General features: G+C 67.4%; 14 protein-coding genes. 4 read left to right on the top strand and 10 right to left on the bottom strand.

What is annotated here, in order from left to right:
- Nucleotides 1-115: 115 nt before the first annotated feature.
- The 4 genes from LC092_RS19890 to LC092_RS19905 form a co-directional block, all read right to left on the bottom strand.
- On the bottom strand, nt 116-1699 hold the full coding sequence (locus LC092_RS19890) for a serine hydrolase (protein WP_224809358.1): 1584 nt from the start codon (nt 1697-1699) through the stop codon (nt 116-118).
- 2 nt (nt 1700-1701) lie between these two features.
- Nucleotides 1702-5214: an ATP-binding protein gene (locus LC092_RS19895; RefSeq protein ID WP_224809359.1), complete on the bottom strand. Its 3513-nt coding sequence runs from the start codon at nt 5212-5214 to the stop codon at nt 1702-1704.
- Entirely contained in the window at nt 5214-6461 is a 1248-nt protein-coding gene (locus LC092_RS19900; RefSeq protein ID WP_224809361.1) for a metallophosphoesterase family protein, read from the bottom strand. Before LC092_RS19900 ends, LC092_RS19895 begins: the two co-directional genes overlap by 1 nt.
- Before the next feature lie 116 nt (nt 6462-6577).
- Nucleotides 6578-8383, bottom strand: a complete 1806-nt coding sequence (locus LC092_RS19905) for a glycosyltransferase family 2 protein (protein ID WP_224809363.1) — start codon at nt 8381-8383, stop codon at nt 6578-6580.
- 321 nt (nt 8384-8704) lie between these two features.
- Here LC092_RS19905 and LC092_RS19910 point away from each other — a divergent pair, with 321 nt between their 5' ends.
- The gene (locus LC092_RS19910) at nt 8705-9598 is read left to right on the top strand and encodes a transporter substrate-binding domain-containing protein (protein ID WP_224809365.1); all 894 of its coding nucleotides are present in this window, start codon (nt 8705-8707) and stop codon (nt 9596-9598) included.
- On the opposite strand, the gene LC092_RS19915 is transcribed toward LC092_RS19910, so the two are convergent.
- Entirely contained in the window at nt 9569-10366 is a 798-nt protein-coding gene (locus LC092_RS19915) for a sterol desaturase family protein (RefSeq protein ID WP_224809378.1), read from the bottom strand. The genes LC092_RS19910 and LC092_RS19915 overlap by 30 nt on opposite strands.
- A 192-nt stretch (nt 10367-10558) precedes the next feature.
- Here LC092_RS19915 and LC092_RS19920 point away from each other — a divergent pair, with 192 nt between their 5' ends.
- On the top strand, nt 10559-11209 hold the full coding sequence (locus LC092_RS19920) for an alpha/beta family hydrolase (protein ID WP_224809367.1): 651 nt from the start codon (nt 10559-10561) through the stop codon (nt 11207-11209).
- A gap of 25 nt (nt 11210-11234) precedes the next feature.
- Here the strand turns inward: LC092_RS19920 and LC092_RS19925 are convergent, their stop codons facing one another.
- Entirely contained in the window at nt 11235-14642 is a 3408-nt protein-coding gene (locus LC092_RS19925) for an efflux RND transporter permease subunit (protein ID WP_224809369.1), read from the bottom strand.
- Nucleotides 14643-14645: 3 nt separating this feature from the next.
- Entirely contained in the window at nt 14646-16079 is a 1434-nt protein-coding gene (locus LC092_RS19930; protein WP_224809371.1) for an efflux RND transporter periplasmic adaptor subunit, read from the bottom strand.
- Between the two features lie 313 nt (nt 16080-16392).
- Between LC092_RS19930 and LC092_RS19935 the strand changes: the two genes are divergently transcribed.
- Nucleotides 16393-16695 (top strand): hypothetical protein, encoded by a 303-nt coding sequence (locus LC092_RS19935; RefSeq protein ID WP_224809373.1) that lies wholly within the window; start codon nt 16393-16395, stop codon nt 16693-16695.
- A 10-nt stretch (nt 16696-16705) separates the two neighbouring features.
- On the opposite strand, the gene LC092_RS19940 is transcribed toward LC092_RS19935, so the two are convergent.
- From LC092_RS19940 to LC092_RS19950, 3 genes are read right to left on the bottom strand one after another with little or no spacing between them, the layout of a single operon-like run.
- A complete protein-coding gene (locus LC092_RS19940) occupies nt 16706-17695 on the bottom strand; it encodes an Hsp33 family molecular chaperone (protein WP_224809374.1) in 990 nt (329 codons plus the stop codon).
- Nucleotides 17692-18624 carry an ornithine carbamoyltransferase gene (gene argF, locus LC092_RS19945; protein ID WP_224809375.1) on the bottom strand — a complete coding sequence of 311 codons (933 nt, stop codon included), beginning with the start codon at nt 18622-18624 and terminating at the stop codon, nt 17692-17694. The genes LC092_RS19940 and argF overlap by 4 nt, the downstream gene beginning before the upstream one ends.
- Entirely contained in the window at nt 18624-19823 is a 1200-nt protein-coding gene (locus LC092_RS19950; protein ID WP_224809376.1) for an aspartate aminotransferase family protein, read from the bottom strand. Before LC092_RS19950 ends, argF begins: the two co-directional genes overlap by 1 nt.
- Before the next feature lie 463 nt (nt 19824-20286).
- Here LC092_RS19950 and LC092_RS19955 point away from each other — a divergent pair, with 463 nt between their 5' ends.
- On the top strand, nt 20287-20832 hold the full coding sequence (locus LC092_RS19955) for a GcrA family cell cycle regulator (RefSeq protein ID WP_224809377.1): 546 nt from the start codon (nt 20287-20289) through the stop codon (nt 20830-20832).
- Nucleotides 20833-21012 lie beyond the last annotated feature (180 nt).

The following is a 21012-nucleotide window of genomic DNA, read 5'->3' on the forward strand; positions in this document are numbered from 1 at the left end:
AGACGGTAAGGCGGGCACCTTGGTGCGGGTTGTTCATCCTTCGGGATCCTCGGCTGGAGTTTGGCGATTGCAGCCTAACCCCGAACCGGGTGAACAACCTCCTGAGACTTCACAGCTAGTCTACCGCGCGGGTGAAGCTGCCGAGGCCGGTGTCGTTCAGGAATTCGACCTGCATCGAGGCGGGCTCGCCGGAGAGATCGAAGGTCACGGTCGAGCGCGAGCCGTAGGGCCGTTCCTCGTTGAACACCGGAAAGACGAAACTGTTGCCCGACCAGTGGGTCAGGTCGAAGGTCTGGCCGGAGGGGCCGAGCGTGAGCACCAGGGCGTCTTCCACCAGATCGACCTGCGCCTCGCCGAAATAGGCGCTTACATATCGGCCGACGAGGTCCGAAAGCGGGGCGGAGGCCTCCGGGCTGGCCGGCGGCGTCTTGCCGACGGTGCTTCCGGCCGGCGCGTTCAGCGCCTGCGCCTCGAACAGGCCGCGATAACCGCCAGCCCAGTCGCGGGTGACATCGCCGTTGATCGCGAGATCCATGAACTCGGCGCTGACCGCTTCCACCGCGCCGACGCCGGATCCGTTGGAGAGAACGACAATGCCGAGGTCATGCGCCGGCGACATCATGTAGTTGGTTCCCGTTCCGAGCACGAACATGCCCGAATGGCTGAGCATCACGCTGCCGTCACCGGAGACGCCGACGCCGGTCCCGAAGCCGTAGAAGGACGGCAGGCGGTCGGCGGTGTCCGACCGGCCGGAGACAACCTGCGGCGACAGGGCGGGCAGGAGCGCAGTGTCCTTGATGACGGTCTTTCCCTCGTGGCGGCCGTTGGCCAGCACCATGGCCATCCAGCGCGCCATGTCGCGCGCGGTGCTGCTGACCCCGCCCGCCGGCGACTGGGCGTCGGGCCGGCGCCGCTGCAGGTCGCGAAAGGCGCCATCGACATAGGCATGGCCCAACGCCCGGTTGTCGCGCGCCAGATAATCCTCAAACCGCGAGCTGGTCCGGGTCATTCCGAGCGGCGCGTAAAGCGCCTGTTCCGACAGTCTCGCCCAGTCGGTGCCGGCTGCGACCGCCACGGCTTCGGCTGCCGTCGTCAGTCCGAAGTTGGTATAGGCATAGCTGTCGCGATAGGCGTTCAGCGGCAGTTGCGCCAGCCGCTCCAGGATCTCGCGCCGGGAAAAGCCGATGGTTTCCAGATCGTCGCCCGCATGGTCGGGAAGCCCCGAGCGGTGGGCGAACAGATCGCCGATGGTCACATGGCTGCCGACCCAGGGATCCGACAGCGTGAACCAGGGAAGATGCCGGACGACCGGCGTGTCCCATGACACGACGCCCTCGCCCACCTGCTGCGCCACGACGCTTGCCGCCACAGACTTCGACAGCGAGGCAATCTGGAACACCGTGTCGGCGTCGACCTTGCCCGGCTTGCCAAGCTCGCGCAGGCCATAGCCCTGGGCAAACACGGTCTTGCCCTGGTGCACGACCGCGACGGCCAGACCGGGAAGCCCGAACTCGGCCAGCGTGCGGCGCGCCAGCACGTCGAGCCCGTCGATCGCCGCCTGAATGCGCGCCTCACCGGCTTGCGGCCCGGCCTGCGCGTCGGCCGACTGGGCATGAACGGCAGGCGTCACCGCCATCGCCAGCACGACGGCGACCAAACGCCCGACAGACGTCCGGCGGCGAAACAGGGAAATTGGCATACTCAAAACTCCAGAAGGTCAAGGTCCTCACCCAGCGTCTTGCGGGCGATGTCGACAACACTCAGGTGGTGGGTGAAAAGGATCGGCTGCACCGTCTGCGACAGCTCGGCGAGCGCGTCGATCCCGGCCGCCGTGCGCGTGTCGTCGAAGGTCTGGAACAGGTCGTCGCCGATGAAGGGCGCGGCTTCCGCCCTTGCCGAATAGTCGGCCAGAAACGCCAGGCGCAGCGCCAGATAGAGCTGGTCGCGCGAGCCTTCGCTCATTGCCGTGACCGGCACCTGGCTGCCGTCGGGACGGCAGGCGACCAGATGGGCGCGGTCGTCGTCGTCGAAGACCTGCGCCAATGTCGCGAAGGATCCGCCGGTCAGACGCTTCAGGATCGCGCCCGCGCGCGCCATCACCGGATCGCTCGTCTGCGCCCGATGATGCTCCATCGCCGTCGACAACAGGCCCTCGGCCAGTTTCAGCACCATCCATTCGCGACCGAGCGTCATCATCTCGTTTTCCGCCGCAAGCTTGCGGAAGGCCGCCCGCTCGACGCCGTCGCCGCGCTCCAGCCGCGCGCGCTCGGCCTTTTTTGCCTCAAGCGCATGGAAGGCCGCGTTGAGCGTCTCGGTCTGGGCCGCCTCCTCCCGCTCCAGCACGTCGAGATCGACGGAGGTGGCCTCGGCGTCGAAGCCCGCAAGCTCCGCCTCGACCTCCGCGCGACTTTCCCCCCGGGCCATATGGGCAAAGCGGCCAAGGGCCGTCTCCAGCGCCTCCCGCTCGGCATCGCGCCGGTCGAGGCGCATCGCCAGCGCCGCGAGATCGCCGTCGCGCAAGGTCTGGGGAAGATGCGAAAGCAGCTCCGCCAGCGCACTGTCCGCAGCCTCAAGCGCCTCGGCGCAGGCCGTGGATCGAGCGCGCGCGTCCCGCGCCTGCGTTTCCGCGCTGTCGCGACGCGTCTCGCTCGCCTGCGCCGCCTCCAGCCGCTTGTGCAGCTCATCCGCCGCCGCATCGGGAGCGTGATCGGCAAGGTCCAGCGCGATCCCCTCGACCAGCGCGGCGAGTGCCGCATCGAAGCCGGCGTTGTCGCGCCGCATCCCGTGCACGCGCCGGGCATCGGCGTCACGCGCCTTCAGCCTTTCCGGCAGCTCGCGCCAGAGCGAAACCGCAGCAGCAGCCGCCTCAAGGCCGGTTCCGGGCGGCAGGCCGATGCCCTGAAGGTCGGCATCGAATGTCCCGCGCCAGGCGGTCAGGGCATCGAGGTTTTCCGCCGCCCGGCGTTCCAGATCGGTCAGCCGTTCCTGCGCGTCCTGACGGCGGGCGGCCAGCATGCGCCCCTCGCCCCATGCTTTCTCGCGCGCGGCAAACGCCTGTTCGACAAGCCGGACCAGTGCGTCCAGCGGCATCGCCCCCGGATCGGCGATCTCCAGCTCCCGCGCAATCGCCTCCAACGGAGCGCGGATGCTGCGGGCGTTGTCGTGCAGCCCGGCGATTTCGTCGGCGAGCAGATTGGCCCGTTCGAGGTCGTCGCGCGCGGCCTCCACGCCGTGGCGCCAGACGATCATCTCGCCGGGCGCCAGCGGCTCGACGCCGGCAGCCCGAAACAGGCCCAGATAGGAAGCCCTCGCCTCCCGATAGTCGGCGAGCATCCGCTCACGCTCGGCAGCGCCGCTCGTCCTGTCCGCCACAAGCCCGGCCCGGCGCTGGCTCATATCGGCATGACGCGAGACGCGGTCGGCCTCGCTGGCCGCGCGGTCGGCCAGACGGTCGGCTTCCAGCACGAGGGTCCTGTGCCGCTCGACAGCCGCCGACCGTTCCTCGTCGCTCGCGCCTGGCGCCTGCGCGAGCAGGCTCGTCAGCGCCGCGTCGCGCAAGTCGCGCGCCTCGGCAATGGCAGCCGGTGTCGGCACGTCGCCGGCTCGCTCCGTCTCTGCGATCTGCGCGTCGAGCCGTGCGAGTTCCTCCGCCAGTCGGCGAGCGCCCTCGTCGTGCCGGCGCAGCGCGTCCTCCAAGGCCGCAAGCCGCGCCCGGTGCTCGCTGAGTGTCTCAACCGACGGCAGCGCGACATCCGCCAGCGCAGCAACGTCGGCAACCGGGGGAGACAGCCTTGCGCCCGCCTCCCGCGCCCGGCGCGCGGCGGTACGATGGCGCTCCTCCAGATCCGGCAGGGTCTCGAGCGCCCGGATATCGGGCGCAAGCGCGTCGAAGCGCGCGGCAAGCGGGGCGGGATCGGACAAGGTCTCCCGACCGGGCGTCCCGGAGAATTTCGCGAGAGCGCGCCGCTGCTCGGCAATGTCCTGGGCAAGCTGATCGCGCCGCGCGAGCAGCAGCCGTCCGCGTTCGATGCCGTCGCCGACGGTCGCCAGCGTCGCGTCGCTCGGCTGACGGGCGCCGAGGCTCTCGCTGTCGGTCGGCAAGGCCCCGAGCCCGAGACGGCGCAAGAGCGCGGCCAGATCCTGTGTCTGCTCATCCGCCTGGGCCTGCACCCGGGGAATGTCCTTGCGCCGCTCGCGATAGGCTCCCGTCTGGGCGAAAAGCCCAGTGACCGCCTCGGCCTTCGCCAGGAGCGCCCGGTCGGGGGCGATCCCGTCCCGCGCGCGCTCCGCGTCTTGCAGCGCCTCCGTCGCGGCGCGATGCGCGGTGCGCGCGCGGTCCCGGGCGTCAAGCCGGTCCCGCAGCGACCGACCGAACCCCGTCGCCACGGCGTCGAGATCGGCGAAATCGCCAAGCGTGCGCTCGTGTTCGCGCACCTCGGCCAGGAGCTTGTCGAACTGGTCGAGCTGCTGCAGCCGCGCCTGCCGCTTGCGAAGCTCGGTCAAGGCCGTGCGCGCTTCGTCGACCTCCGCCTCGCTGGCGGCAATCGCCTCGTTGATCGCCTTCCAGTCGCTGGCCCGCAGGCGATGGTCGCGTTCGTCCACCCGCGCCTCGTCATAGGCCGCCAGCGCCTGATAGAAGAGACGCTCCTTCGCCGCGCGCGGCGTGAAGATCCTGTCGGCTTCGGAGGCGAGTGTCGCGCGCAAGTCGCGCAAGCCGCCAAGGCCGGAGGCGGCGGCAAGCAGCAGGCCGTCCTCGCCTCCCTCTCCGGAGATCATCGCCCGCGCACCGTCCTGCAGGCGCTGCGAATTCAGGCCGAAACTGCGCTCGAAGACATCCTGCGTCAGCCCGCCCAGAAAGGGCGCCAGCGCATCGTCGCGCAGCGGCGTCTCAGCCTCCTCGTCGGCGAGCAGGGTGTTCTTGTTGCCGCGCCTGCGACGGAAGGCGATCGTCTCGCCGGCCCGGTTGCGCAGGGTCGCGGCGACGCGAAGGCTCGGGCCCGGATGCAGGAAATCGTAGCGGTTCACATCCTCGCCATCCGCGGTCTTGCGCTTGTTTGAAAAGCCGAACAGCAGGTCGGACAAGGCTGCGAGCGCGGAGCTCTTGCCCGCCTCGTTCGGTCCGTAGACGAGATGCAGCCGGGCATCGGCGCGAAAACGGAAGGTGACATCGGTCAGATTGCCGTAGCGCAGGAAATGAAGCCGCTCAAAGCGCATCAGCGGCCCCGCCCCGAAATGCGCTCGGCGAGCACGGCCTTCGCCTCCTGGATCAGCGTGTCGAGGTCCTCGCCGAAGGGCCGCGCCGGATCGAGCGCGCCATTGGGGATCTTGCGTCCCAGCTCGGCCAGATTGGCACTCGCGGCCGCCCCGAGATCCGGATCGCGGGCCGCCGCCTCCAAGAGGGCGGCAATGTCGAGGCTGCTGTCGGCGAGCGGCGACGGGGCCCGGCCGGGCGCATCGGCGACGTCGAGCTCCAGCTTCTCCAGCCAGACGTCCTGCCCGACCCGGTCAAGCGCGGCCTGAACCTCGTCTGCCAGCTGGCTGCGGTTTGCCAGCAACCAGGGGCGCAGCTCCGAGTATCCATGCAGCCGCAGGCGCAGCGCGACCGGACGCCCCCGCGCCATCCGCGCCAGCGGCGCCAGCCCGTCTTCCACGGTGGCGAGCAGACCCGGGAGATCCTCGCACGCGCCGATGTCGAGCTCGAGACGCTCGAAGCGCGCCTCGTCGACGATCAGCCGCTCAAGGCCTGAAACCCTGCCGTCCTCGACGGTGACGAGCACCGCGCCCTTTTCGCCGGTCTCGCGGCTGTTGCGGCCTTGCAGGTTGCCGGGAAAGACGACCGGCGGATCGCGGTTCACCACCTCATACTGGTGGACATGGCCCAGAGCCCAGTAATCGTAGCCCTTGGCGGTCAGATCCTCCAGCGAACAGGGCGCATAGTCGGCATGGGGCGGACGCCCGGTCAGCGAGGTGTGAAGAACGCCGATGTTGACCTTGCCCGCAACCGGCGGCGGATAGGCGCGCGCCAGATTTTCAGCCACATGGCGGTCGGCGAAACTCTGGCCGTGCAGGACGACGCCGAGCTCTTCAAGCGCATGGCTTTCCGGCTTGCGGGTGCCGAAGGAGCGCACATTGTCCGGCAGGGAGATGCTCTTGGTGACGACGCTCTCCGCGTCATGATTGCCGCGCAGCACGAAGACCGGAACGCCGGCGCGGTCGAGGCGCGCGATCTCGCGGTTGAAGAACAGGCCGACGGAATTGTCCTGCCATTCGCCATCGTAGATGTCGCCGGCGATCACCAGGAAGTCCGCCTTGCGCTCCAGCGTGCGCGTCACCAGCACCGTGAAGGCATTGCGCGTGGCATCGGCGAAGCGGTCGGCCACCGCAGGATCCTTCAGGCTCAGGCCCCGAAACGGGCTGCCGAGATGCAGGTCGGCCGCATGGACAAAGGAAAAGGACGCCAAAAAACAGTTCCGTTGCAAGAGGTCGGTCAATCGCTCCGGAGAATCGCTCCTCCGGCCGATTTTCAGGTTAGAGCATGCGACTGCCGGGTGAAACGGCGCTTGCGTGCCACCCGGGTTCACGATCGCCGGCGCGCGCGTTTCTTTCCGTCGGGAAGACGCCGGGGACGGCGGGCAAGGCCGTGCTCGGTCTTCGCCCACGCATGCGGCCGGCGCACGAGATCGACAACGGCGGCATAGAAGGCCAGGCTCTGGGCGAGCCAGTAGAAGGGAATGAACAGCAGGTCGACGAAGGGCGGCCAATGGCCCCGCGCCCTTGCGCCGGCGAAGGCGAGGACAGTCATGCTGCCATAGGCGAGCGCGACGCTCGTGCCGGCGAGCGACAGGGTCACATTCGCCTGCCAGCTTGCATTGAAGGGGACCGGCGAGATCCCCGACCCATAGGCCAGAAGCACCCCCAGGAAGATCGGATGCGCGGCAAGCGTGACGACCATGGAGACCAGATACACGAGCAGGACGACGGTCTTTGTCCGGCGCAATTCGCCGGCAAGCGCCAGAGGATCGCGCAGGGTTACCAGCAGGGTCTGCAGCCACCCCTTCAGCCAGCGCGTCCGCTGCTTGTGCCAGGCGCTCCAGTTAAGCGGCGCCTCCTCGAAGGTCGTCGAGGCAAGGGTCTGCAGCTCGTAGCCGGCGCGGCTCAGGCGCAGGGACAGATCGGCATCTTCCGTCACATTGTAGGGATCCCAGCCGCCGACGGCCTCAAGTGCCGAGCGACGGAAGTGATTTGACGTGCCGCCAAGCGGAAACGGCCAGCCTCTTGCCGAAAGCCACGGCAGCAGGCAGTCGAACAGGCCGGCATACTCGAGGCGAAACTGGCGGGCGAAGATGCGGTGGCTGCCGTGGTCGATCGCCAGATGCGCCTGCAGGCCCGCCACCCGCGGCGAAACCTCGCAAAAGCGCGCCGAGGCAAGACGCAACTGGTCCGGTTCCGGCCGGTCCTCGCCGTCATAGACGGCAATCAGTTCGCCTCGCGCAACCGCGAGGCCATGGCACAAGGCCCTGGGTTTCGTCCGCGGTGCGCCTGCGGGCAAGACCACGGTTCGCATATGCGCCATCAGCAGCGGCTGAAGGGCCGCGCGGGTTTCATGGTCATCTTCCTCAAGCAGGAAGAGGATCTCCAGCCGCTGGCGCGGATAGTCCAGCGCATCGAGGGCCGCCACCAGGACGGGCGCCACCCGGGCCTCCCGGTAGAGCGGCACCAGCACGCTGTAGAAGGGCGGCGGGCCGGCCGGCGGCGCCCGTGCCGGCAACCGGCTGCGGCAGCCGGCGGCACCCGCCATCATCCGCGCCGCGCCGGGGATCATCCCCAGAAGCGTGACAATGACCGAAAGTCCGACCACCGCCTGGCCCGGCGTCAGCAGCAGCCCGCCGGCGAATGCCGCAAGCATGGCACAGACGACGGCGGCCTGCCCCATGAGCATCGTCTGGCGGGCGCTGACGTGTGCGCGCTCCACGCACAGGCGCCGCCCCGGATCGGCCGCGGCAATCGCCCGCGACAGCGCGCGCGGACTGGCGATGCGGATCCGCTCGCGCATGGCCGGAAAGCGTCGCAGATAGTCCTGGAATTCGGCGAAACTCTCGGGCGCGGGCGCAACCGCAAACAGCATCTCGCCGGCTTCCGAGCGGCCGACGGGAAGCGGCCCGCCCGTCTCGGGCGGCGGCGGAAACCGCGGATTGTGGCGGGAAACGAAACTGCCCTCCGACAGGAAGCCAAGACCGGTTGCCTCCGCAAAGGCGCAATAATAGGCCTCCTGCGTCACCAGTCCCCGTTCAAGCAGGAGCCGGACCGGCGAGATCGCCATGACCCGCGCTTCCCGGAAAACCGCCCGCAACACGCCGTCGCTCAATCCCCGGCTGCGCAGCACGGAGATATCCGCCCCAAGAACCGACGTGCGTCCAGGAGCGTCGCCCTTTCGACGGACGGGCCGGCCCGCCGAACGGCTGGACGGAGCCTCCCGCACGTAGGATACTGGCGGCAGGTCGGTCGGCTCCTGCACGGCCCGGCGCCGGACGCCCGGAAACGCCAAACTCTCAAACGACCGGAAACCGGGAGGACGCAATGGTGGTTCGAACATGCCTTGCGCTTCACAAATCGATTGACCGGAGCAGGCACCCGACATCCGCCGCGCCACCTGAGCAAAAGTGATGAGTGTCCGTTGCCAGACCACCAAATTTTGACGGTAAAAATGCCAGTTGCATTTGACAGCAAGCACAACCTCATTGCAAGCATGGCGATAGCCGTCGCCTGCGCATTCCTTGCGATTGGCTCGGGACCCACGCGTGCGGTCGCGCAACAACTATCGGAGCCGCCGTCGGCGAGCGACGTTCCCGTGCCCAATTTCTGGGATCCGCGCGGGGCGGGCGATCGGCCGACCGCCACTCCGGAAACCATCCGCTTTCTGGCCAGCGACGATTTTCCGCCGTTTTCCTTCCGCGACGGGACGGGACGGCTGACCGGCTTCAACATCGATCTGGCGCGGGCACTGTGCGAGGAACTCGACAGCGCGTGCTCCCTACGCATCAAGTCCTTCGACGCGCTGGTGCCGGCGCTGGTGCGCGAGGAAGGCGACGCCATCATCGCCGGGCTCGCGACCACCGAGGCCAATGCGAAGACGCTGCTGTTCTCGGACCCCTACCTGCGTCTGCCGGCGCGTTTCGCGGTGTTGACCGGAACCGAGATCGACGTCACGCCGGAAGGCCTCGCCGACAAACGCATCTCGGTGACCGGGGGAACGGTGCACGAGGCCTTCCTGAAACGCTATTTCGGCGAAGCGGAGATCAAGACCTACACGAGCGAAACCGAGGCGCGGGCAGCACTCGGCACGGAAGAGGTCGACGTCCATTTCGGCGACGGGCTGTCGCTGTCGTTCTGGCTGAACGGCGAGACCTCGGCGGACTGCTGCGCCTTCGCCGGCGGCCCCTGGCTGGAGCCCGGCTATTTCGACCACAGCCTGACCATCGCGTTCCGGCTGGAAGACACCTTCCGCCAGGAAGCGGTCAATCACGCGCTTTACCGCTTGCAGCAGAACGGCACCTATTCCGAGCTCTATCTACGCTACTTCCCTGTCAGCTTTTACTGACCCCTGCCCGGTGCTCTCGACCGCCCGATCCGCCGCGGGGCGGCGAAACGGCAAAGCGAGGCTCCAGAGATAGCCGGCCGGCTCCGGCGTCTGGTATTCGGCAAGCCCGATGGTCATCCCCGTATGGCCCTCGCGCGGCTGGTCGACATAGGTGCGAAACAGCCGGTCCCAGATCGACAGGTTAAAGCCGTAGTTGGAATCCGTCTCGCTGCGGATGACCGAATGATGCACACGGTGCATGTCCGGGGTCACGACCAGAAGCCGCAGTCCCCGGTCGAGCCAGCCGGGAAGGCGCACGTTGGCATGATTGAACATCGCCGCGCCGTTGAGCACGACCTCGAACACCAGAACCGCGAGGACGGGAATGCCGAAGGCGACCACGACCGCCGCCTTCCACGCCATGGAGATCAGGATCTCGAGCGGGTGAAACCGAAGCGCGGTGGTCACGTCGATGTCGCGGTCCGCATGATGCATCTTGTGAATGCGCCACAAGAGCGGGATCTTGTGCGAGGCCCAGTGCTCCGCCCAGACGGCGAAATCCAGGATCACGAAGCCGAGCACGGCGGCAATCCAGACCGGCATGCCGGCCATGGCAAAGAGGCCGTATCCGCCCTCGCTCGCCCAGAGCGCAATCCCGACGGCCGCCATCGGAAACACGATGCGCAAAACGGCCGTATCGGTGGCGACGATCGCGAGGTTGGTCAGCCACCTGCGGCCGCGCCCGAGCGTCAGCTCGCGGCGTGGCAGGAAAAGCTCGAACGCCGCCATCGCCGCGAAAATCCCGAAAAACAGCAGGAGCCTGATTGTCGCTTCGTCCACGGTTGACCCTCATTGACCAAGTTTGCGCGGCGCGGACACTGGGACAAGTCCCCGGCGCCGCTGATCCCGCTTGAACCATACTCTCCCGCGTGACATAGGCGAGCAACGTTCTCGTCAAGTTTTCGCGACCAAAGGCCACATATGACCGACCTGCTCTGGACCCTTCCCGAGGCCGATACGCCGGAGACGCCCGTGCTCCTGCTGGCGCATGGTGCCGGTGCGGCGATGGATTCCGGCTTCATGCACCGCTTCGCCGGACATGCCGCGACACACGGGCTCGCCGTCGCGCGCTTCGAATTCGCCTATATGGCCAGACGCCGGGTCGACGGCCGCAAGCGCCCGCCCCCGCGCGCCGACAAGCTGACCGGCGAATTCCAGACCGCGCTTCAGGCCGTGCTCGACCAGCGCAAGGGACCGGTGCTGATCGGCGGCAAGTCGATGGGCGGCCGCGTCGCCGCCATGCTTTCCGGCGCCACATCGCTTCCAAAGCGCGTAACGGGCGTCGTCTGCCTCGGCTATCCGTTCCATCCGCCCGCGAAACCCGACGACTGGCGGCTGGAACCGCTGGAGAGCGCCCGGCGCCCGGTGCTCATTGCACAGGGAACCCGCGACGCCTTCGGCAACACGGCCGACCTGGAGACCGTCGCGCTGCCCGCCCATGTGCGCGTGATCTGGATGGAAGACGGCAACCACGATCTCGCTCCGCGCGGCGCATCGCCGGCGACCTGGGACGGCAATCTCGCCGAAGCGGCAACGGCAACCGCGGAGTTCGCCCGCGCAAACTTCGGCTGACAAGCTCGCAGACCGGTTCCGGCGGCTATTCCGCCGGGACGTTGCGCACCAGCGGCGGCTCGCCGTCCGAAGAGGGATCGTCCTCGCCGGAAACGCGGAACAGCCGCGACAGGTCCGCGCCGATACCCATCAAGGCCGGCACCAGCACCAGCACCAGCACCGTCGCCGTCGACAGGCCGAAGACGATGGTGATCGCCATCGGCATCAGGAACTGCGCCTGAAGGCTTTTCTCGAACAAGAGCGGCAGCAACCCGCCGATGGTGGTGAGCGAGGTGAGCAGCACCGCGCGCAGACGGTCCTGGGCGGAGGCGATCGCGGCCTGCTCGATGGTCTCCCCGTCCTTGCGGCGCTCGTCGAAGCGCGCCACCAGAATGATGGAGTTGTTGACCAGAATGCCCGACAGACCGAGCAATCCGATCAGGCTCAGGATCGTCAGGTCGAAGCCGAGCAGATAGTGCCCGGTCACCGCCCCGACCACGCCGAAGGGAATGATCGACATCACCGCAAGCGGCGTGAAATAGCTGGCGAAGATCGCGGCCAGGATCAGATAGATCGCCGCAAGAGCTGCGACGGTGCCGATCTGAAGATCGGCGAAGGCGCCTTTTCGCTCTTCCTCCCGGCCCGAGAACTTGTAGTCGATGCCAAAGCGGTCGGTGATCGCCTGGATCTTCCCGTCGCTCAGGTCCTCGACAATCTGGATGTTCGAGGTCACCTCGCGGTCGACATCTGCCGAGACGCCGACCGTGATGCGCCCGTCGAGGCGCTGGATCACGGAGAAGCCCTGCCGGTCGTCGAGCGTGACCACCTCCAGGAGCGGAACGAATTCGCCGCTCGGCGCCTTGAGCATCAGGTTGCGCAAGGCCCCGCCCCCAGACCCGGTGAGATCCTGAAGCACGCGGATGGTGACCTCTTCCTCGCCCTGCGCGAAGCGGCGGGGAATCGAGCCTTCGAGCGCGCTGCGGATCTGGCGGGCGGCGTTTTCCACGGTGAAGCCGAGCGCCTTGCCGCGCGGGCTGAGTTCGATCACCAGTTCCGGCTTGCCGTAGGGCAGGTCATCGGCCACGCCGTCGACCCCCGGATAGCTCGTCAACAGCTCCTGCACCTCCAGCGAGGCCGCTTTCAACTGGGCCGGGTTGTCGCCCTGCAGCAGGATGTCGAGATCCCGTCCGGGAGGGCCGCCGCGCCGCTCGAACACCGCCACACGCTTGGTGCCGGGAATGTCGGGCAGCGCCTGGCGCCACGCCCGCACGATTTCAGGCGTGCGCGTGGTGCGCGCCTCCGACGCGGTGAGCTGGACATCGATGCTCGCGACATTGCGGCCACGGTTGTTGCCCGACTGGCCGAGCGTCGCATAGGAGGCGACGATCAGCTTTTCGTCGGTTCCGGCCGTCAGCCGGCGTTCCGCCTCGCGCAGCGCGTTCTCGATCCGCAGGAGTCCGGCCTCGGATTCCTCAAGCGAAATCCCGGCGTTGAAGGAGATCGACGCACGAATGTTTTCCGCTTCCGGCGAAGGGAAGAAGACGAAGCCGACCCGGTCGCCGCGCACCATGCCGATGGTGAGCAGCAGCGTCGCGATGGCAACCGAGATGGTGACATAGCGCCAGCGGTAGGCGAGCGTGACGAAGCCGCGGAACGGAACGTCGCGCACCCAGCCGAAGCCGGCATCGAAATTGCGGCGAAACCAGCCCGGACGCTCATCGAAGGTCTGCCGCCCGCGCATGCGGCGCAGCACCAGAAACAGGAACTCGAAGGCGGCGGCAACGGCAAAGGCCAACACCAGCACCACGGCATCGAAGGCGAACTGGCCGAGCGCCTCGCGCCCGCCGCGCGCCGGATCGGCGATCCAGTCGAGCCAGGGCGGGACGGAGAGGTCCTCGCGTCCGGCCAGCGCGATGACGAAGAGCGGCGGCGCGCCGGCCAGGATCACCACGCGCCACCAGCTCCACGACGGCACCCGCGACAGCGAATGCGCAAGATGGCCCGGAAGCACGAAGAAACACTCGACGATGCTGGCGATCACGACGGCGACCACCACGAGCGGCAGGGCGCCCATGATCTGGCCGATGGTGTCCTGGATCAGCATGATCGGCAGGAAGGCGGCGATCGTCGTCGAACTGGCCGCGATGATCGGCCAGAGCATGCGTCCGGCGCCCTCTTCCGCCGCCTGATACGGGCTGTCGCCCATAGCGGTGCGGGTGGCCGTATGCTCGCCGACGACGATGGCATCGTCGACGATGATGCCGAGCGTCATGATCAGTGCGAAGAGCGAGATCATGTTGATGGTCTGTCCACTGACCCACATGATGCCGACGGTCGCCAGGATCGCCACCGGAATGCCGGCCGCCACCCACAGCGCGATGCGGGCGTTGAGGAAGGCAAACAGCACGATCACCACAAGCAGCAGACCGCTCAGACCGTTCTCGATCAGGATCATGATGCGCTGGTTGAGACTGTCGGCGCGCACCTCGTATTTGACCAGTTCCAGCGAGCTCGGCAGCTTCGGCGCGACCTCGGTCAGATACTGGTCGAGGATCGCGTTGACCTTGAGCTGATCGGCCTTGGCGGAGCGCTGCACGGTGAGTTCGACCGCGCGCACGCCGTCGGAGAAGCCGAGCACCTGATCATCGTCGAACTGCTTGGAAACCTCGGCGATGTCGCGCAGCTGGACCTTCTCGCCGGTCGGGAAGGACTTGACCGTGATCCGGCTGATCGCCTCGGGCGAATCCGTGTCGGCCACGGCGCGCACCTGGCGCTCCACGCCGCCCTTGAGGTCGCCCGACGGCAGGTCGCGCGTGTTGGCGGCGACCCGGTCGGAGATGTCGGCAACCGTCAGGTCGAGACGGCGCAGCTCGCGTTCCGGCACCCGCACCACATATTCGGTGTCGCGGAAGCCGGAGAAGGTCACCTTGTCGACGCCCCGGTCGATCAGGTCGTCGCGGATCTGGCGGGCGTAGCTCTTGAGCGCGTCCTCCGAAAACGGTCCGCGCAGCGCGACCCGCGCCACCCGGTCGAACCAGCTCGACAGCGACACGACCGGCGTTTCGCTGTCCTCGGGCAAGGTGGTGACGCCGGCAATCGCCTGATCGACGTCGGAGAGCGCCCGTTGCATGTTGGCGCCTTCCAGGAACTCCAGCCTGACGCTCGCCGATCCCTCGCGGGCGTAGGAGCGCATCTCGTCGACATTGTCGATGAAGCGCAGTTCCGGCTCGATCGCCTGCAGAATGTTCTTTTCAACGTCCTCCGCGCTGGCACCAGGCCAGGACACCGAGACCGAGATCGTGTTCACCACGATCTGCGGAAAGAACTCGGTGTTGAGCTTGGCGATGCCGAAGACCCCGAACAGGATCATCAGCGCCATCACCAGATTGGCGGCATTGGGATGACGCAGGAAGTGCCCGATCAGCGTCGTGGGCTTGAACTGGGGCGCGCGCATGGGTCAGCGCGTCCCTTGCGAAGCATCGCCCGAGGCGGCTGGCGCGGCCGGGGTTTGCGCTTCGGGTTCGGACGGCGCCTTTGGTTCCGCCACGCGCACGCCCTCGCCGGCCTCGTCGAGACGGGTGACGATCAGCGTGTCGCCGGAGGCAAGGTCGCCCTCCACGATCAGATGGGTGCCGTCGAAGGCGACGGGGCGGACGTCCCGGCGCACCGTGCGTCCGTCCACCATGACATAGACGTGGTCGGTGCCGTAAAGGGCTGCCTCGGGAATGCGGGCGCTGTTTTCATAGGTCCTGTCGGCGACGCGTACCTCGACAAAGGCGCCGGGGCGCAGCGCCGGCTGGTCCGGCGTCACGCGAACGCTGGCAAAGGCATCGATCCCGCCGCGCGCCAGCGCCACATCCGCCCCGACGCGAACGATCTCGCCCTCGTAGCGCACCGGCTCGCCGCCGATGTACCACAGCACCTCGACCGGACGGCCGATGACCTTGCCGCCGCCGGCGAGAATGCGGCCGTATTGATTGTCGGACAGGGTGAGCCGCACCTCGAGCGCATTGCGGTCGTAAAGCGCGGCAATCACGTCATTGACGTTGACCAGCCGGCCGACGGCGGCGTTCTCCTCGCGCACGACCGCATCGAACGGCGCCTTGAGCACGGTGTCGGAGAGGTTTTTCTCCGCCTGCGCCAACCGCCATTCCAGCCGCTCGATCGCGGCCTCCTGCTGATCGACGCGCGCCCGCTCAACCGCGAGCGCATTGCGGCGCTGGTCGACGGCCTGCTTGCGCTGCGAGACGATCAGGCTGCGTTCGTCGACGGTGCGCTCTGTCACGGCGCCGCTTTCGCGCAGCTGCGAGGCGCGGTCCAGATCGCGCTCGGCGAAGGCCAGTTGCTCCCGCGCGCGTTCCACGTTGCCCTCCTCGGTGGCGACCCGTCCCCGGGCCTCCACAAGGCCGGCGCGCGCTTCGGTCAAGTTCGCCCGCGCCTCGGTCACCGCGCCGCGGTACTGGAAGGGGTCGATCTCGACAAGCTCCGCGCCGGCATCCAGCGTCGCGCCGGCTTCCAGATCGGGATTGACGCGGATGATCTCGCCGGCAACCAGCGCCCTGAGGTCGGCGGTACGCGCCGCGCGGATTTCGCCATAGAGATTGAGCGTCGGCGCATGGTCGCGGATCTCGACCGGCGCGGTCGTCACGGTGTAGACGACCTCGCGCACCTGACGCGTCGGTACGTCGGCCTTGGTGAGGATCAGCCGCTGCATGCCCTCGTAGGACGCATAAAGGATGACGCCGGCCAGAAGCGTCTGAAGCAGGAGCTTGCCGACAAGAATGGCACGCCGCGTCCGCGGCCGGTCCGCGTCCGGCGTATGGAACGCGACATCCGACCGCTTGCGGTCGGCATCGTCCTCGATCGATTTCAGCATGACGTTCTTGTCCACTCGCCCGTCCATCTGCGCAGTCACATGACGTTATAGGTCGAAAACCGGCCAGCGGATTGCATGGGCACCGCACCACCCGCAAGGCCGCGCGACTATCGGAGCCAATCCGGTCGGACGCAAGCCGAAGAATGTATCAAAATGTGGCCGTGACAAGGGCCGCGGCGCAATCCCGCAAGCACTCCATGCGCCCGTCGAAGCAGCCAAACGCACATTTCTCAATCAGAACGGGAAACAACTTGATCCATATCAAGTCGCATGCTCCGGGACCATGCCCAGATCATTGTGCTCCAGTCACACCAAGGAGACCAGGCAGATGACCGAGAGAAAAGGCAAAGGCTCCGCAGAGGATGCGACACCCGGCCGGACGGAAAAGCCGGGCAAGGCCGGCGACGACACCAGCCGGGGCTGGATGAACCCGGTCGGTCCCGACCCCGAACTCTATCCCGATCCGAGCCCCGAGCCGGAGGACCCGCCGGCAAGCGGAACGCCGCCAGTGGCGTCCGAACCGGCGAATGTCGGATCCGGCACTGCCAATGTCGGGTCCGGGACCGCCAACGTCGGGTCGGATAGCGCGGATGTCGGCTCCGGCACCGCAAAGACGCCGAAGCAAAACTGAGGCGCGCGCCTCAGACCTCGTCGGCGTCGTAGTGATAGTGGGTGTTGCAGAAGCGGCAGGTGACCTCGATGCGCCCGTCGACGGTCATGTCGTCGCGCTCTTCCTGCGAAAAGCCCTTCAACATGGCGCGGATGCGCGTGTCGGAACAGCGGCAACGGTCCGCGATCGGCTGCGGCGCGAAGATGCGCACGCCGCGCTCGTGGAACAGGCGGAACAGCATCCGCTCCGCCGTCATGTCGGGATCGCTCAGTTCGTCGTCGCGCACGGTTTCCATCAGCGCACGGGTCTCGCGCCAGGCGTCGTCTTCATCGACTTCGTGGAATTCCGCGTCCTCCGGCGCATCGCCGGGATGGAGATCGGGCTTGCGCATGCGCTCAGGCGCCTCGGGCAGGAACTGCGCCAATATGCCGCCGGCAATCCACGACCGGCGCGGCGCCGCGCCCGGCTCGCGGGTGAACACTTCGCCGACAGCAAGCCGCACCACCGTGGGGATCTGTTCGGACTGGGCGAAATACTGGTGCGCCACCTCTTCCAGCGACTTGCCGTCGAGCGCAACAATGCCCTGATAGCGGTTCATGGCCGCGCCCTGGTCGATGGTCATCGCCAGAGTTCCCTTGCCCAGAAGCGACGCCGGATCGGCCTCGCCGCGCGCCTGGGCGGCCGCCACGGCCTCCGCGTCGAATTGCGCGCAGGCACGCAACCCGTCCGGCGTGTCGAAATCCACGACCAGCATGGAGACCGGGCCGTCGGAGGTCGTCTGCAGGGTGAAGCGGCCATCGAACTTGAGCGACGTGCCGAGCAGCGTCACCAGCGTCGCCGCCTCGCCCAGAAGCCGGGACACCGGCTCTGGATAGGCGTGGCGCTGCAGAATCTGGTCGAGCACTGGCCCGAGCAGCACGGCGCGGCCGCGCGTGTCGAGCGGCTCGACCGCGAAGGGAAGAACGGCATCGCGCCCGGCCGGCTCGAGGCCCTGGCGGGTCAGTTCGTCTTGAACACTCATGCGTCCTGCAAGGCTCCGAAACACCAGGCCAGAATGCCCTTTTGCGCATGCAGGCGGTTTTCCGCCTCGTCGAACACCACGGAGCGGGGACCGTCCATGACCTCCGAGGTCACTTCCTCGCCGCGATGCGCCGGCAGGCAATGCATGAAGAGGGCTTCAGGATCGGCCTCGGCCATCAGCCGCTCGTTGACCTGATAGGGCTTCAGCAGATTGTGGCGGTCGCCATCATCGTCGCCCATCGACACCCAGCAGTCGGTGACGACGCAGTCCACGCCCTTCACCGCCTCGAAGGGATCGTCGGTCACGCGGATCTCCGCGCCGGCCGCGCGTGCGGCATCGACAAGCTCATGCGGGGGCGCAAGCTCGCCCGGCGTCGCGATGCGCAGCTCGAAGTCGAACTTCGCGGCCGCATGGACCCAGGAGGCCAACACATTGTTGCTGTCGCCCGTCCAGGCGACAGAGCGGCCGGAAATCCTGCCCTTCTTTTCCTCAAAGGTCAGCACGTCCGCCATGATCTGGCAGGGATGCGTGCGCTTGGTCAGCCCGTTGATGACCGGCACGGTGGCGTTTTGCGCCAGTTCCTGCACTGCGTCGTGATCGAGCATGCGGATCATGATCGCATCGACATAGCGCGACAGCACGCGGGCGGTGTCGGCGATGGTCTCGCCGCGGCCGAGCTGCATCTCGGCTCCGGTGAGCATCAGGGTCTCGCCGCCCAGTTCGCGCATGCCGACATCGAAGGAGATGCGCGTGCGCGTCGAGGGCTGCTCGAAGATCATCGCCAGCACGCGTCCGGCCAGCGGCCCGTCGCCGCTCACGCGCACGGGACCGCGCGCCTCCTTGATGCGGCGGCTGCCGTCGAGAATGACGCGCAACTCCTGCGCATCGACTTCGGTCAAGTCGAGAAAATGGCGTGGCTGCGCAGTCATCACTCGGCTGCTCCCCGTTTCAATTCGCTGTCCATGGCATCGGCGGCCGCATCGATCCGGCTGACCGCCTCTTCCAGTTCGTCCTCGGTGATCGTCAGCGGCGGCATGATGCGCAGCACGTTCTCGCCCGCGCCGACGGCCAGCACATTGTGATCGCGGAAGTGCCGCAGGACATCGACATTGGGCGCCCGGCACTTCAGCCCGAGCATCAGCCCCTTGCCGCGGATCTCCTCGAACACATCCGGATGGCGGTCGACCACGCCGGCAAGCTTCTGCTTCAGGAGCAGGCCCTTGCGCTGCACGCCGTCGAGAAAGCCGTCGGCCAGCACGACGTCCAGCACCGCATTGCCGACGGCCATGGCGAGCGGGTTACCGCCATAGGTCGTGCCATGGGTGCCGGCCACCATGCCATCGGCGGCCGCCTCGGTCGACAGGCAGGCGCCGAGCGGAAAGCCGCCGCCGATGCCCTTGGCAATCGCCATGATATCCGGAGTGATCCCGGCCCATTCATGCGCAAACAGCTTGCCCGTGCGCCCGACGCCGGTCTGCACCTCGTCGAAGATCAGCAGGATGCCGGCCTCGTCGCACAGCTCGCGCAGGCCGCGCAGGCACTCGGTCGGCAGCGGACGAATGCCGCCCTCGCCCTGGATCGGCTCGACCAGGATCGAGGCGGTATGCTCGTCGACGGCGGCACGCAGCGCGTCATGATCGCCGAAGGGCACCTGGATGAAACCGGGCGCCTTGGGACCGAAGCCCTCGAGGTACTTCGCCTGGCCGCCGGCGGCGATGGTCGCCAGCGTCCGGCCGTGGAAGGCGCCTTCCACGGTGATGATGTTCACCCGCTCCGGCTGGCCGTTGACGTAGAAATGCCGGCGCGCGGTCTTGATCGCGCATTCCAGCGCTTCGGCCCCGGAGTTGGTGCAAAACACCCGATCGGCAAAGGTCGCCTCGGTCAGCTTTGTCGCAAAGGCCTCCTGGCCGTCGATCGCATAGAGGTTGGAGACGTGCCAGAGCTTGTCGGCCTGCGTCTTCAGCGCGTCGACCAGCGCCGGATGGCTGTGGCCGAGCGAATTGACGGCGATCCCGGCGGCGCAATCGAGAAAGCGTCGGCCATCGGCGGTCTCCAGCCACACACCTTCGCCGCGCACGAACGACAGGTCCGCGCGGTTGTAGGTCTGATAGAGCGAGGTCTCCACCATGTCCGTTCTGCCTTCAGCTGGGGTTGCCGACGCCTGCCTGGCTGCCGTACACCCGGGTTCGCCGCCGCCACGATGCCACTTAGCAGGGTGCGACCGGCAAATGCGGCCCCCGAAAGCAGAGTGCCGCCCACGAGAGGCGGCACCACGACGACACGCCGTTATACACCCGCGCCGGGCCGAAAAGTCAACGTGCTTGGCGTCTGCCGGAACGCCCGCCCGGATCGCGAAACTCCGTCGCCCGCGGGTTTGTTGGGGAAAACCGGGGCTATCCCCAAGTGAATCGGCACCAAGCCTTGCGTAGAAAACGCGGCATATTGTAGTTTTCAAGTTAAGAAATACGACATCTCGTGTGCTTGACTCACTTTAGCCTCAAAATCCGGCAATGAGCGGGGTGCGTCTCAGGCGTGCCATTAACCGGGTATTAACCAGATGTCGGGTCTCGAACCAAGACGGAGTGTGCCGCATGTCCTGGACAAGCGAACGTGTCGACCTGTTGAAGAAGCTGTGGGGCGACGGACTGAGCGCCAGCCAGATCGCGGCTGAACTGGGCGGGGTCACGCGCAACGCGGTGATCGGCAAGGTCCATCGCCTCGGCCTGTCGGGGCGTGCCAAGACCCAGGCCTCGGCATCCCAGAAGTCGCGGAAAACCGCAAAGCCCGCTGCCTCGGACACCCAGACGCAGGCCGAAGCGCCGCAGGCGCCGATGCCGCAGAGCATCGGAGCGACCGCCCTGAAGGCCGAGGCCGCACCCGCCGCCGCCCCTGCTCCGAAGAGCCAGCCGGTCGCGGAACTGGTGCCGATCGCCAAGCGCGCCACGATCCTGACGCTGACCGAGCGCACCTGCAAATGGCCGATCGGCGATCCGACCAGCGACGACTTCTATTTCTGCGGGCACGCCTCCAACCCCGGCGTTCCCTATTGCGCGCATCATTGCCGCATTGCCTATCAGCCGGCCAGCGACCGCCGGCGCGGGCAGAACCAGAACCAGCGCGCGGTCGCGACGGGCTGACATCGCCCGCGCCAGCGTCCCGACGCCGCAGCCTAAAAAGGCCCGCTCCGGAACCGGAGCGGGCCTCAGACTGCTGACAAACCCCTGGCTTTGGCCGGGGGTTTTTGATTCATTGTTTTTATGTTGAAGAAGCCCGGCCCGGATCAGACAGCGCTCGAGATGGTGACGCTTGAGCAGCTT

Origin of the sequence: Stappia stellulata, assembly GCF_020176715.1 — a bacterium.
Classification (GTDB): Bacteria; Pseudomonadota; Alphaproteobacteria; order Rhizobiales; family Stappiaceae; genus Stappia.